This window comes from Streptosporangium sp. NPDC006013 (assembly GCF_040614275.1).
GTDB lineage: Bacteria > Actinomycetota > Actinomycetes > Streptosporangiales > Streptosporangiaceae > Streptosporangium.
This window is the reverse complement of record NZ_JBEXUE010000019.1, coordinates 1-13,470: the sequence shown is the minus strand read 5'-3', so window position 1 is coordinate 13,470 and position 13,470 is coordinate 1. Positions and strand designations below refer to the sequence as shown.

Here is a 13,470-nt window from a genome sequence, read left to right as displayed (position 1 = left end):
AACCGGCCCACGGTGAGAACTTCTTACCCCGCGAGAGGGACCCCGGATCAGCCCGGCGACGGACGACCCGGCGGAGACCCGCCGCCTACCTTCCTGGTTGAAAGGCCGGCCCGGCCTCGCACGGGAAGAAAAAACCATGTTCAAGGATTCAGCCGACTTCCGGCGCATCGCATCAGGCCTGCTGCTGATCGTCGCCCCACTGCTCCAGGCCATCGCTGTCATCCTCGACCCCGGCACCTGGGGCGACGAGCGCGAAGCGGTCAGTTTCGCGGAAAATCCCGCCCTCGCCCAGGTCCAGTCGGTGATGTACCACTGGGCCTACCTGCTGATGGCCGTCGCGACCCTCGGCCTGCTGCATGTGATGCGCCGCCGCGCGGTGGTCTTCGGCCACATCGCCGGCTCGCTCACCGTCCTCGGCTACATCAGCGTGTCGGGCCTGCTCATGACCGACCCGGTGGAGTGGTGGCTCGGGCAGCGGAACACTCCTGAGCAGGCGCAGCAGATCCTCAACGAGATGCTGAACCTGCCCGGCGTCGTCTTCGGGTTCCAGATGCCCTGGCTGTTCTTCGCCATCTTCGGCCTGCCCGTCCTGGTGATCGGCGTCTGGCGGGCGGGATTCGCGCACTGGTGGGTGCCGCTCGTCGTCGGCATCGGCTACGGCGGCTCGATGCTGGTCCCGTACGGCCCGGTGACCGTCCCGCTGTGGATCGCCCCCGCGGTCGCGCTGGGCTGGCTCGGCGTCAAGATGATCCGGATGAGCCGTGAGGAGTGGATCTCCTACTACCCGACCGCCGCCCCCGGCCGCACCACGCCCGACTCGTACGCGAACACCACCGCCTGAGCCCGGTCCCGCAGATGGAGCTTCATCAGTACCCGTGCCACATGGGTCTTGACCGTGGCCTCACCGACAAAGAGCTTCCCCGCGATCTCGGAGTTGGTCAGGCCACGGGCCAGGGAGCGCAACACCTCCAGCTCGCGCGGGGTGAGGTCGGCCAGCTGCGGCGGGGGCGCGGGATCATGACGGCCCGCGAAGGAGGCGATGACGCGAGTGGTGACGGCCGGGTCGAGCAGGGCGTCCCCGGCGACGACGACACGAATGGCGTCCACCAGTTGCTCAGGCGGCGAGACCTTGAGCAGGAACCCGCTGGTCCCCGCGCGGAGCGCGGCGTAGAGGTTCTCGTCGGTGTCGAAGGTGGTCAACATGACGATCTTCGGCGGTTCCGGCTGCCCCAGGAGCTGCCTGGCGGCGGTGAGGCCGTCCATACGGGGCATCGAGATGTCCATCAGCACGATGTCGGGCTTGGTGCGGCGGACCACGGCGATGGCCTCGACCCCGTCGGGGGCCTCGCCGACCACCTCCATGCCGGGTTCACTCTCCACGACGAGCTTCAGCCCGGCGCGGACCATCGCCTGGTCGTCGACGATCACGATACGGATGCTCACTTCTCCTCCTTCTTGCCAGGCGGCTCGGCGCCTCGTTCATGGTTCTGTCCGTCAACCGGCTCATACGATCGGCTCACCGGCCGACACCTCCAGCGAGGCCGGCAGGGACGCGTGGACCCGGAAGCCACCTTCTGGACGCGGGCCGGCCTCGAAGGTGCCGCCGAAGAGCTCGGCGCGCTCACGCATGCCGATGAGGCCGTTGCCCGTCGACAGCGCGGAGGACGTCCCGCCGTTCTCACTCCCGTTCGTGACCTCCACCTCCACGGAGTCCCGGTGATAGGAGACCGTGATCCGGATCTCGGACTCTCCGGCGTGCTTGACCGCGTTGGTGAGGGCCTCCTGGGCGATGCGATAGACCGACAGATCCAGCCCGGGTGCCAGCCGCACCACCTCCCCCCGTACGTCGAGGGTGACCCGCAGCCCGGAGGAGACGAGCGAGTCCACGGTGCCGGACAGCAGATCCAGGCCGGGCTGCGGGATGCTCTCGTCCAGGGGCATACGCAGCGCGCCGAGCATGACGCGCAGCTCCTCGACCGCCTCGCGCCCCATCCGTTCGATGCCCAGCAGTGCCTCGTCGTCCCCGCCTCGCGAGCGGCGGAGCACCCCGGCCTGCATGACCATCATGCTGACGCTGTGGGCGACCACGTCGTGCAGCTCGCGAGCGATGCGGACTTTCTCCCGCGCGACGGCCTCGGCGGCCTCGCGTTCCCTGTCACGTTCCAGGCGAACGGCCTGCTCGGCCAGGCGGCGTACCCGGGCGACATAGGCGTGCAGGGCGAGGCCGGTGAGGTAGGCGGCGCCGAAGAGGGCGGTCAGGAAGACGACCTCCTCCAGGGGGAGCCGGCGGTGGTCGACGGCACCGGAGCCGAACGCCAGGATGCCGGTGACGGCCCAGGCGAGCCCGGGCCTGAAGGGGAGCTCGGCACCGACTGTGTGGAAGACGATCAGCAGGGAGGCGAGCTGCCAGGTCTGACAGTGTTCGTACCCCTGTCGGTGCCAGGCGTACTGGGCAAGGATCATCAGGATGAACACGGCGACCGGCGACCGGCGCCGGAACCACACGAGCACGCCGGTGACGAGCGCCTGGCCGACCCACCACAGCTCGGGCGTCTCGGTCGCGCCGTACTCGGTGGCGACGGTGAACGCCTCCAGCGTGCCGAGGGCGACGATCACGGCGCCGATCAGCAAGTCGGACTTCGGCACCGCGCGCAGGTACCGAAGGGGGGAGAGGAGAACCGCCATGCGGGGAGACTAAAGCTTGGTGACCGTCTTGCCCATAGGACAAAACACCCGGACAAGTCGATCGCAAGTGGAACACAAGTCAACGGATCAGAACACCGGGAATGAGACGCTCCGCACGAATCGATTGGCGGTCGCGTTGTCGCACCTGCCGGACGCGCAGAAGTAAATGATGAGGGCCGGTTCGTCCGGCCGCTCGACGACCCAGCCGGTGAATTCGAGCTGGCCACCGCGCTGCGGGTCGGCGATCGTCCCCTGCAACCGGATGGCCGGCTGCCCGCCCACGCTCACCTGGACGACCTGGGAGAAGACGTTGACCGTGCCGGGAAGCGAGGACTGCATCGTCTCCTGCAGCTGCTTGGCGCCGCTGCGCGGGTCGAGGGTGTCGAGCGTCTGCACGTAAAGGCCGCCGGCGTCCTGGGGGTCGTCCTTGATGATCTCGTTCACGGTCGCCCAGTCGGCGGTGACGGGCGTGGCGAACAGCGACCGGAACTGCTCCACCCTCGGCGAGGCCACCACGAACACGTCGGCGTGCGGTTGGAGGGTCCAGGTGCCGGGATGCTGGAAGGCGACCGGCACCGCGGCCGAACCTTCGTACGCCACCCAGGTGTCGCCACCGCGCAGGAACGTCGCGAGCATCGCCACCAGCGCGACGATCGCCGTGATCGCCACTGCGGCGCCGATGAGGATGCCCTTCCCGCCGGATCTGGGCCTGCTCGGCTCCTGTCGTCTCGTGGTCGTGGGCACCGTCGGTGCGGCGGGGGAAGCCTGGGTGAGCTGGTACGACTGGCCGGCACCGCTGATCGCGTCACGCAGTTCGGCGACGAACTGGCCGCAGGTCTCGTAGCGCTGCTCGGGCGACTTGGCCAGGGCCCGCATCATGACGCCGTCGACCTCGAGCGGCAGTTCGGGGCGGAGCGTGGTGAGCGGGGTGGGGGTCTCGGCGAGGTGTGCCCAGAGCAGGGCGATCTCGTTGTCGCGCTGGAAGGGCAACCTCCCGGCCAGCGCCTCGTAGACCACGCAGGCCAGGCCGTACTGGTCGCAGCGGCCGTCGATGTGCTCCTTGTTGATCTGCTCGGGCGACATGTAGCGGGGGGTGCCGATGAACTGGTTGGTCTGGGTCAGCCCGGAAATCGAGGTGCGGTGCTTGGTGATGCCGAAGTCGGTGAGGTAGGCGTGGTCGCCCTCGGTGTGGGCGGCGATCAGGATGTTGGCCGGCTTGACATCACGGTGAACCAGGTCGTGGGCGTGCGCGGTGTCGAGCGCGGCGGCCACCTGGGCGAAGGTCCGGTTGACCTGGCTGACCGGCATCGGGCCCCGGTCGTAGAAGAGCTTGCGCAGGTCGGGGCCGTTGACGTAGCGCATCGCGATGTAGAGGGTGCCGTCGGCGGCGGTGTCGGCCTCGTAGATCGGGATGATGTTGGGGTGGTCGATGCTCGCGACGGTGCGCGACTCCAGCACGAAGCGCTGGCGGAACCGCTCGTCCTCACCGAGGAGCGGGTTGAGGATCTTCAGTGCCACCCGGCGGTTGAGCCTGGGGTCGACCGCGAGGTAGACCACGGCCATGCCGCCCTTGCCGATGATGTCCTCGATCTGGTAGCCGGCCACCTCCCGGCCGATCAGCGCCCTGTCGTTCACTGACATCACGTCTTGGCCGGCTGGCCGCAGTAGCCGCAGAAGCTGTGCGCGGGGCCCAGCCGCATCCCGCAGCCCGTGCAGTACTTCTGCACTGTCGTCTCGGCGGGTCTGGGGTCCGGAGCGGTGCTGGAACCCGGATCGCGCGCCACCAGCACCGGCTGGCCGGGCGAGGTCGAGGAGATCTTGGGCAGTGCGGGGAAGGAGCGGCCGACCACGATCGTGGAGTCGACCTGCTCGTCGAAGGCCGATCTCCCTTGCACAGGCGGCGGGTTCAGGGTAGGGGGCAGGGGGTCCGCGGGCAGGCTCGGTTCCGGTTCCGGCTCCGGTTCGGAGCGCCTGCGGCGCCAGAGCAGGATCGCGGCGACCAGCACCACCAGCACCAGCAGGCCGCCTCCGACCAGGAACGGCCACAGCGGCGCGCCGCCGGGCGCGTCGGTGGAGGCGGCCGCCCTCTTGGTGCCCTCGTCCTCTGCGGTGCCGCGCTTGGCCTGGGACGTCTTCAGGTGCGCGGCGGCCACGGTGTGGCCCGGGTAGAGGTCCAGCACCCGCTGGAAGGCGGGGACGGCGTCACCGTAGTAGTGGGTGTGGAAACGGGTCAGCGCCTGCTCGAAGGCGGCGTCGATCGGGCCGCGGGCGGGCGCGACGTCCGCCTCGGCCAGGGCCTTGGTGACCTCGCGGATGCCGATCATCCGGGCGTCCTTGCCACCGCCGAGCAGCAGGCCGACGACCTCGCCCTTCTTGTCCTCGATCACCGGGCCGCCGAGCAGCCCCTTGTCGACGAGCGCGCCCAGCTTCTCCGGCTCGTTGACCTTGTTCTCCGGGTCCTTGAACTGCCGGCCGCCCTCACCGGCGCCGCCCGCCCGGAGGTGGGCGATGTCGACGGTCTCCGGCAGGTTCGCGGCGGGCCGCCCGGTGAACCCGGCGACCGCCACCGGTGAGTTGTCCTTGGCGGGCACCTCGGCGGCGAGCGGGGCGGTGGGCAGGCCCGCGCTCCCGTCGGCGCGGCCGACGGGCTTCAGCACCGCCGGGCTGTCGGGCTTGTCACCGGGGCGGACGATCTCGGCCCTGAACCCCTCCGTGTCGGCGGGGGAGATGTTGGGGAAGACCTTGATCTCCGTCGTGACGTCGATGATGCAGGTGGCGGTGGGCTGCTTGGGCGGGTAGCACTCCTGCAGGTGGTGGTTGAGCAGGTCGTCCTTGAGCTTGTGCCGCTCGAAGTCCGCGGGGATCTTGACCTTGTGGTGCTCGGCGAAGATCTTGTTGGCGGCGTAGATCCGGACGTCCAGGTCGTTCTTGACCACCCGGGTGAGGGTGACCATGCCCCCGTCGGGGTTGATCACCGTGCCGGTTCCGCTGCCGATCGGCACCTCGTAGGAACGCTCCACGTGGACCAGCTCGCCGATGTGGTCAAGGAGCGTGATGTCCACGCGTGCCGTGGTCTCGATCCTGACCACCGCGGGGGTCACCAGATCGGTGATCCCGCTGGGGTGCTCATGAGCCAGAGCAGGCGCCACCCCGGCGACCGCCAACAGGAGGCCTCCGAACGCCGCCATCGCCGAACCGAACCGCCGCATCGCCACTCCCTACAGGGGATAGGACAAGGGTCGCAAACCGGAGTGAATAAGTGAACTGCTCAGGCCCGAGGGCTTGACTTTCTTTCCGCCGTCACCTGCACCTGATCACGAGACGGATATCTCCACCCCGTCTTCACCATCACCACTCAGGCACCGACCATGCCTTTCACCATCCCCACCCCCCCGTTGCGGACAGTTACGCAAAGTCTAATCCTGACCGGGCCCCGGCGCGACAATGTATACCGCGCGGGGACCGTTTCCCTCATCTCGCCCAATGGCCCGCGGTCGCCCCGAATCCAATGGGACGGAGGCCCCATATTTCGATATTTCCATCTAATACGCAATAAAGGGGATAAAGCTCTCATTGCTTCTCATGCGCCCGAGGAGGCTCCTCCCGTGCGCGGGCAGACGGCCCGCGAATCCGAAAACGCGAGAAGAGCGGCCACCGGATCACGGGCGAGCCGATCGCCCGGAGGCGGGCCCCGGCAGACCCCATGGACAAGCGCTTGCTAGGGAAATAGCCTGCCCTTCGTGGGCGGGCGAGCGGACGTGGGGCCTGCCCCCGCGCCGCGACGGGCCACCCGCCCGGAGCACCGGACGATCAGACGGGGAGAGCCGTTGAGCCACTCGATCGGGGTCGACGTCGGAGGGACGTTCACGGACGTGGTGCTCCGCGGGCCGGATGGTGAGATCAGCGTCGCCAAGTGCCTGAGCACCCACGACGACCCGGCCGACGGCATCGTCACGGGCATCATCACCGCGCTTGGCCACAGGGACCCCTCCCTGGTGACCAGGGTCGTGCACGCGACCACGCTGGCCACCAACGCCGTGCTCGAACGCAGAGGCGTCCGCGTCGCCTATGTCACGACCAGAGGTTTCCGCTCGGCGATCCCCCTGGGCCGCTACGCGCGGGTCGAGGAGGACCGCTACGACCTCCGCTTCGACCCTCCCGCGCCGCCGGTCGCCGCCGGTGACTGCTTCGAGGTGCCCGAGCGGGTGAACGACCGGGGCGAGGTGCTCGAACCGCTCGACGAGGCGGCCGTGGCCCGCGTCGGTGAGGAGATCGCGCGGCGGGGTGTCACCGCGGCCGCCGTCTGCCTGCTGCACTCGTACGCGAACCCCTCGCACGAACGGCGGGTCGCCGAGATCCTCCGGCGCGTCGTGCCGACCGTGGTGATCTCCTCGGAGGTCTGGCCGGAACTGCGCGAGTACGAGCGGGCGACCACCACGATCATGTCCGCGTACGTCGGGCCCGTCATGGCGGGATACCTGCGGCGGCTGACCGCTCGGCTGGCCGGCATCGGAATCACCGCGCCGGTGCACGTCATGGACTCGGGCGGCGGCGTGATGTCCGCCGAGCTGGCAGCCCGGCGGGCCGTGGCCACCATCGAGTCCGGGCCCGCGGCCGGGGTGCTGGCCGCCGCCGCGTCCGGCCATCCGGACGTCATCTCCTTCGACATGGGCGGGACCACCGCCAAGACCTGCGTGATCAGGAACGGCGAGCCGGAGATCACCCACGAGTTCCACGTGGGCGGCAAGGGCAGCTTCGGCGGGCGCAGGGCCGGGACCGGGGTGCCGGTCAAGACCCCGGCCATCGACCTGGCGGAGGTGGGGGCCGGAGGGGGCAGCATCGCGTGGGTGGACCCGGCCGGCACCCTGCGGGCAGGCCCGCGCTCGGCCGGTTCGGACCCCGGCCCGGCCTGCTACGGCCTGGGCGGCGACGAGCCGACGGTGACGGACGCCAACCTGGTACTCGGTTACCTCGACGCCGCCTCGTTCGCCGCCGGGACGATGTCGCTCTCCCTCGACCTCGCGGAGAAGGCGGTCGACCGCCGGCTGGCCGGCCCGCTCGGGGTCTCCCGCGCCGAGGCGGCGCACGCCGTCCACGAGATCGCCAACGCCTCGATGGGGTCGGCGGTCCACGTGGTGACGGTACAGCGGGGCATCGATCCCCGAGGGTTCGTCATGGTCGCCTTCGGCGGCGCGGGCCCGATGCACGCGGCCAGGGTCGCCTCCCGCTTCGGCATCTCCACGGTGGTCGTCCCCGCGCACTGCGGGGTCGGCTCCGCGGCCGGCCTGCTGGCCGGCGACCTGTCCACCGACCGCGTCCTGTCCGCCCCGGGTGCCGATCCGGTGCGGGTCTTCGCCATCCTGGCCGAGGCCGCCGCCGCCGACCTGAACGTGACCCTCGGCTCCCCCGGCGTCTCGGTCACCCGCTCGGCCGACGTCCGCTTCACCGGACAGGCCCACGACCTGACCGTGCGGTGGAGCGACTCCCCCGCCGAGCTGGCCGACCGCTTCTTCGCGAGATACCGGCAGGTGTACGGCATCGAACAGCGGGGCCCCACCGAGGTCGTCGGCTACCGCGTCCGCGTCACCCAGACCGCCCGGCACCCCATTACCGACGCCGTGCCCGCGCCTCCCCCTCCCCGCGCCTCGCCCGGAGCCCGGGAGCCGGGTGGGCCGCGGCCGGAGGCTCACGGTGCTTCCGACGTTTCCGAGGTACGGCGGGCCGCGTACTTCCCCGAGCTGGGCGGGTACGTACAGGTGCCGGTGCTCACCAGGGCGACCCTGCGTGAGACGGAGGGACCGGCGATCGTCGAGGACACCGAGGCGACGATCGTGGTGCCACCGGGCTGGACGGCCAGGCTCGCGGACGACATGGCGGTAATCCTCACCGAGGGCGGAACACCATGACACCGGAACCCTCGACGGCGCACGAGCGGTCCTCGCGAGGAGGCCTCACGAAGGGGCCTCACGAGGGGGCGAGCCGGTTGACGGCGGAGACGCTGACCGCGGAGGTGCTGCGGAACGCGCTGGTGGTGGCGGCCGAGGAGGCGAGCATCGTGGTGGTGCGCTCGGCCTACTCGACGTTCATCGTCGAGGGGTCCGACGCCTCGGCGGCGATCCTCGACGCGAGTGGGCGTCTGGTCGCGCAGTCGATGGCGACCACGCTCATGAACAGCATGGCGCTTAAGGTCGCGCTGCCCGAACTACTGAAGGACATCCCTGCCCCCACCATGCGGCCCGGTGACGTGTTCGTGCTCAACGACGCCTACCGGGGCGGGGTGCACACCAACGACCTGCTCGTCTACCGGCCGGTCTTCGTCGCCGGCGAGCCCGCCTACTTCACCGCGACGATGATCCACGTCTCGGACCTCGGCGGCCTGTCCGCGGGCGGCATGGCCCCGCTCGCCACCGACATCTTCCTTGAGGGCCTGCAACTCCCCCCGGTCCTGCTGGCCACCGCGCGCGGCGTGGAACCGGCGATCGAGGCGATCCTGCGGGCCAACAGCCGCACCCCTGACAAGGTCATGGGCGATGTGCGCGCGCTCGTCGCGGGCACCGCGGTCGCCGCGGCCAGGATCGAGGCACTGGTCGGCGAGTACGGCCCCGCCGGGCTCGCCCGGGGGATCGACGACTATCTCGACCACACCGAGACGCTGACCCGCGCGGCCCTCCTCGCCCTGCCCGCCGGGCGCTACGAGGCGTCCTACCCGATCGACGACGACGGCATCGACCTCACCACCTCGCACACCGTCAGGGTCGCGGTCACCCTGGCCCCCGGTGCGGGAGCCGTACTCGACTTCGACGGCACCGACCCCCAGGTCCCTGCGGCGATCAACTCCTCCTCATCACAGTCGCTGGCCGCCGCCGTGTTCGCGATGCGCTGCTTCCTGGACCCGTCCATCGCGATGAACGACGGCTGCCTGCGGGCGATCGAGGTGCGGCTGCCACCCGGCTCGTTGCTCAACGCCCGCTCGCCCTATCCGTGCGGTGGCCGGTTCGTGCCCATCTACGCGGCGATGGAGGCCGTCTTCCAGGCGCTGTCGGACGCGATGCCCGAACGCGCCATCGCGGCGAGCGGCATCCTGCAGCCCTTCTCCATCGCGGCCGTCGGGGCGCCGTACTGGATCCACCTGTCGTACGACTTCGGCGGGGTCGGCGCCCGGCAGGGCAAGGACGGCCCGGACGCGACCGGTGTGCACTTCGGCATCGGCCGCAACTCGGTACCCCAGGTCGAGCCGGTCGAGACCCGCTGCCCGCTCATCGTGGAGTCGGTGGAGACCGTCCCCGACTCCGGCGGCCCCGGCAGGCACCGGGGCGGCCTCGGCTCCCGCACGGTGATCCGCTTCCTGGCCGACGCCCACGTCACCACCCGGGGCGACCGGCTGCGCAACGCCCCGCCCGGACGCTCCGGCGGCCTGCCGGGACGGCTCGGCGGCTTCTACCTGCGGCGCGCGGACGGCTCGCTGGAACGCCTCGACTCCAAGGTGAACAACGTCCGGTTCAGCGCGGGCGAGGCGTTCGTGATCGAGACGACCGGCGGCGGCGGCATCGGCTCCCCCTGCGAACGTCCCGTCGAGGAGGTCCTCGCCGACCTCGACACCGGCCGCGTCACCCCGCACGGCGCCCTCGCCGACTACGGCGTCACCGTCAGGGACGACGGCACGGCCCTGCGTGCGGAGAACTGACATGCGCGGGTCCGGACGGGCGTCCCCGGTTAAGGCGCCGCCCGGCCCCGCGGAGGGCTTGCCTCGCTCAGCCCCGAGGCTGCAACAGCACAGCGGGATCGAAGGAGACCTCGAAGGGGGCGAAGAGGGTCGCGACCTCTCCCGCGTCGTGCCTCTCGGCGGGTTTGTACTCGTCACCGGCGAGTTCGTGGACGTGGACGGACGGACCGTCGGACAGCTCGATCCGCCAGTAGACGGGAATGCCCGCAGCGGCGTAGGCGGCCCTCTTGAGATGACGGTCCCGCGCCTGGGTACTCGGGCTGACCACCTCGACGGCCAGGAGGATGTCGCGTGGCGCGAACATCAACTGCGTCTCGTCGACGGCCTTCGTCGGTACCACGACGAGGTCAGGGATGAAGAAGTCGCGGTCACTCGCCCGGAGGTTGACATCCGGCAGTGGCTCGAACTCAGGTGGTGCGACGCCTTCGAGAATTACGAGAAGTCGAGCGATCGCACGCTGATGCAGGGGGATAGGAGAGGGACTCACCAGCAGGCTCCCGTTGAAGAGCTCGTAGCGGTTCCCGTCGTCGGGAAACGTGAGCAGGTCGTCGACAGTGAACGGCGGCTCTCCTTGGAGAACCGTCCGCTTGGCCGCCGGCTCCTTCGTTGCCATCGTGGTCACCTGCTCAGTATCGGGAGTTTGGCCCTCGCCCACATGCTACTTCCCGCAATTCTCTTACTTTAAGTAGTCAACACATCACGGTTTACCCACTGCTGGGCGCCCTGGCGGACGGCGGTGTGGACGGCACGGGCGATGCGGGCGCCCCAGGTGGAGCGGGGGCCGCCGAAGAGTTCCTCCGGGCCGTGCTCGGGGACCGCCACGCAGACGGCGTCGGAAGCGGTCCCGGTACCGGGGAAACCGACCTCCAGCAGGGCCTGGGTCTTGGCCTCGGTCACCGTCATGACCGTGTTGACCAGGGCGGCGTCGCTCATCGCGACCGGTACGGCGACGACGATGTTGATCGTTCCCGGCAGGTACGCGGGGGCCAGTTCGGGGTCCGGGACACCCTCGGGGGCGGCGGCCCAGGTGGGGACGCGCAGGCCGACGGTCGCCATGACCTCCACTCCCCCGTCGGCGGCCCGGGTGAAGTGGTCGACGGAGGCGGCGGTGAGCATGCCGACACCGGAGCCGGGCGGGGCGAGTTCCAGCAGGTGCTCCACCGGGTCCATCCGCGAGTATCCACCGACCACCTGCGCGTTGAGCGCCCAGGCGGCCGGGCCGATGCCGCCGCCGACCATGGCCGAGGAGATCGCCCGCCACCCGGGGCCGAACTCCCAGAGCAGCGAGGCCAGCCGGGCGCCGTCCTCCTCGCGGTGACTCAGCCTCAGGAAGACCCCGGGTGACCCCCGAACCTCGGAGCCGTCCGGAAACCCCTCGGACGAACCTCGCAGGATCTCGGACCCGGTCAAGGACGCTCCAGGTGGACCTCGGGCCTGCCACCGGGGCCGGTGGCGACGCGGACGCGGGCCTCGAAGTGCTCGCCGATCAGCTCTCCGGTCAGCACCTCGGCCGGGGTGCCGGAGGCGGCCACCCGGCCGCCCGAGAGCAACATCATCGAGTCAGCGTACTGGCCGGCCAGGCTCAAATCATGCAATGTCGTGACGACGGTTAGTCCGTCGGCCAGCCGGAGCCGGTCCACGAGCTCCAGCACCTGCTGCTGATGTCCCAGGTCGAGGGCGGTGGTGGGCTCGTCGAGCAGGAGCACCGGGGCCTGCTGGGTCAGCGCCCTGGCGAGCACCACGCGCTGGCGCTCGCCTCCGGACAGATGGCCGAGCCGCCGGCCGGCGAGGGGCGACAGGTCCAGCCGCTCCAGCACCGACGCGGTCACCTCCCGGTCGCGACGGCCCTCGCGGCCCAGGTAGGGGATGTACGGCGTACGCCCGAGCAGGGCGTAGTCGAACACCGTCATGTCGACCGGCAGCGCCGGGGACTGCGGGGCGTAGGCCAGCAGCCTGGCCCGGTCCCTGGGCCGCAGCCGTCTGATCGGCACGTCGTCGACGAGCACCTCGCCCTCGCAGGGCAGCACCCCGGCCAGGGCGCGCAGCAGCGTGGACTTGCCCGCGCCGTTGGCGCCGATGACGGCCAGCCAGCCGCCGTCCCCGACGTCGAGCCCGACGCCGGACAGCACGGTCCGCCGGTCCAGCACCACCGACAGGTCACTCACCGCGAGGCGGCTCACCGGATCTCCCCTCCGCGCGGCGCACGGGCCATGGTCGCCCGCTCCCTGTGCACACCTGCCGGAGCGGTCGTGTGCTCCTCGTACGGACGGGCCCGGACGCTCATGTCTCCACCCGGCGGGTCATGCGCAGTACGGCGACGAAGAACGGCGCGCCGAAGAAGGCGGTCACCACCCCGATGGGCAGCTCGGCGGGGGCGAGCACGGTCCTGGCGATGAGGTCGGCGAGGACCAGGAAGGCGGCCCCGCCGATCAGCGAGATCGGCAGCACGACCCGGTACGAGGAACCGGTCAGGCGGCGGACCACGTGCGGCACGACGATGCCGACGAAGCCGATCAGCCCGCTGACCGCGACGGCCGCCGCGGTGGCCAGGGAGGCGGCGAACAGCACGACGAGGCGGACCCTGGCGGCGTTTAGGCCGAGGGTGACCGCCTCGTCGTCACCGACCGAGAGCACGTCGAGCAGCCTGCCGTGCAGCAGCATGACCGTCACCGAGACGACCGCGTACGGGGCCACCAGCGTGACCTGACTCCAGCCGCCGCCGACGTTGCCGAGGATCCAGGCGTAGATGCGCTGGAGCTCCTCCACCCTGAGCTGCTGCAGGAACGTCTGGATCGCGGTGAGGAAGGAGGTGACCGCCACGCCCGCGAGGACCAGCGTGGCGGTGCCGCCGCCCCGGCCCGCCGCGTTGCCCAGCGCGTAGGCGAGCAGGACCCCGCCGACGGCGCCGACGAAGGCCGCGGCGGGGATGCCGATCGCCTCGCCGTCGCCCTTGGTGAAGACGATCGCCGCCGTGGTCGCCCTGCGCTACAACGACCCCGGTCACACTTTCGCCACGTGGCTGGACTCGCTGTTCGACTACGGGCCGTTCACGATGGTCTTCA

The 13,470-nt window shown here is 70.6% G+C and carries 10 protein-coding genes and 1 pseudogene; 3 read left to right on the top strand and 8 right to left on the bottom strand.

Features of this window, described 5'->3' with window-relative positions:
- The first annotated feature begins 136 nt into the window (after nucleotides 1-136).
- Complete coding sequence (locus tag ABZ260_RS05185) at nucleotides 137-841, top strand: hypothetical protein (protein WP_355613207.1); 705 nt, start codon at nucleotides 137-139, stop codon at nucleotides 839-841.
- Here the strand turns inward: ABZ260_RS05185 and ABZ260_RS05180 are convergent.
- The 4 genes from ABZ260_RS05180 to ABZ260_RS05165 form a co-directional block, all read right to left on the bottom strand.
- The gene (locus ABZ260_RS05180; protein WP_355613205.1) at nucleotides 781-1,443 is read right to left on the bottom strand and encodes a response regulator transcription factor; all 663 of its coding nucleotides are present in this window, start codon (nucleotides 1,441-1,443) and stop codon (nucleotides 781-783) included. The two genes, ABZ260_RS05185 and ABZ260_RS05180, sit on opposite strands and share 61 nt — an antisense overlap.
- 60 nt (nucleotides 1,444-1,503) lie before the next feature.
- Nucleotides 1,504-2,685 (bottom strand): sensor histidine kinase, encoded by a 1,182-nt coding sequence (locus ABZ260_RS05175; protein WP_355613203.1) that lies wholly within the window; start codon nucleotides 2,683-2,685, stop codon nucleotides 1,504-1,506.
- 87 nt (nucleotides 2,686-2,772) lie between these two features.
- Complete coding sequence (locus tag ABZ260_RS05170) at nucleotides 2,773-4,326, bottom strand: serine/threonine-protein kinase (RefSeq protein WP_355613201.1); 1,554 nt, start codon at nucleotides 4,324-4,326, stop codon at nucleotides 2,773-2,775.
- The gene (locus ABZ260_RS05165; RefSeq protein ID WP_355613199.1) at nucleotides 4,326-5,894 is read right to left on the bottom strand and encodes a hypothetical protein; all 1,569 of its coding nucleotides are present in this window, start codon (nucleotides 5,892-5,894) and stop codon (nucleotides 4,326-4,328) included. The genes ABZ260_RS05170 and ABZ260_RS05165 overlap by 1 nt, the downstream gene beginning before the upstream one ends.
- Nucleotides 5,895-6,512: 618 nt before the next feature.
- Between ABZ260_RS05165 and ABZ260_RS05160 the strand changes: the two genes are divergently transcribed.
- Together ABZ260_RS05160 and ABZ260_RS05155 are read left to right on the top strand one after the other, a co-directional pair.
- Nucleotides 6,513-8,591 (top strand): hydantoinase/oxoprolinase family protein, encoded by a 2,079-nt coding sequence (locus tag ABZ260_RS05160; protein WP_355613197.1) that lies wholly within the window; start codon nucleotides 6,513-6,515, stop codon nucleotides 8,589-8,591.
- Between the two features lie 77 nt (nucleotides 8,592-8,668).
- On the top strand, nucleotides 8,669-10,369 hold the full coding sequence (locus ABZ260_RS05155; RefSeq protein WP_355613195.1) for a hydantoinase B/oxoprolinase family protein: 1,701 nt from the start codon (nucleotides 8,669-8,671) through the stop codon (nucleotides 10,367-10,369).
- A 67-nt stretch (nucleotides 10,370-10,436) separates the two neighbouring features.
- On the opposite strand, the gene ABZ260_RS05150 is transcribed toward ABZ260_RS05155, so the two are convergent.
- The 4 genes and pseudogenes from ABZ260_RS05150 to ABZ260_RS05135 all read right to left on the bottom strand — a co-directional run.
- Complete coding sequence (locus ABZ260_RS05150) at nucleotides 10,437-11,021, bottom strand: Uma2 family endonuclease (RefSeq protein WP_355613181.1); 585 nt, start codon at nucleotides 11,019-11,021, stop codon at nucleotides 10,437-10,439.
- A 68-nt stretch (nucleotides 11,022-11,089) separates the two neighbouring features.
- Nucleotides 11,090-11,737 carry an adenosylcobinamide amidohydrolase gene (locus tag ABZ260_RS05145; RefSeq protein WP_350958270.1) on the bottom strand — a complete coding sequence of 216 codons (648 nt, stop codon included), beginning with the start codon at nucleotides 11,735-11,737 and terminating at the stop codon, nucleotides 11,090-11,092.
- A gap of 77 nt (nucleotides 11,738-11,814) precedes the next feature.
- The gene (locus ABZ260_RS05140) at nucleotides 11,815-12,588 is read right to left on the bottom strand and encodes an ABC transporter ATP-binding protein (RefSeq protein WP_355613178.1); all 774 of its coding nucleotides are present in this window, start codon (nucleotides 12,586-12,588) and stop codon (nucleotides 11,815-11,817) included.
- A 100-nt stretch (nucleotides 12,589-12,688) separates the two neighbouring features.
- Nucleotides 12,689-13,381: pseudogene (locus ABZ260_RS05135) on the bottom strand (iron ABC transporter permease); the annotation flags it as partial.
- Nucleotides 13,382-13,470 lie beyond the last annotated feature (89 nt).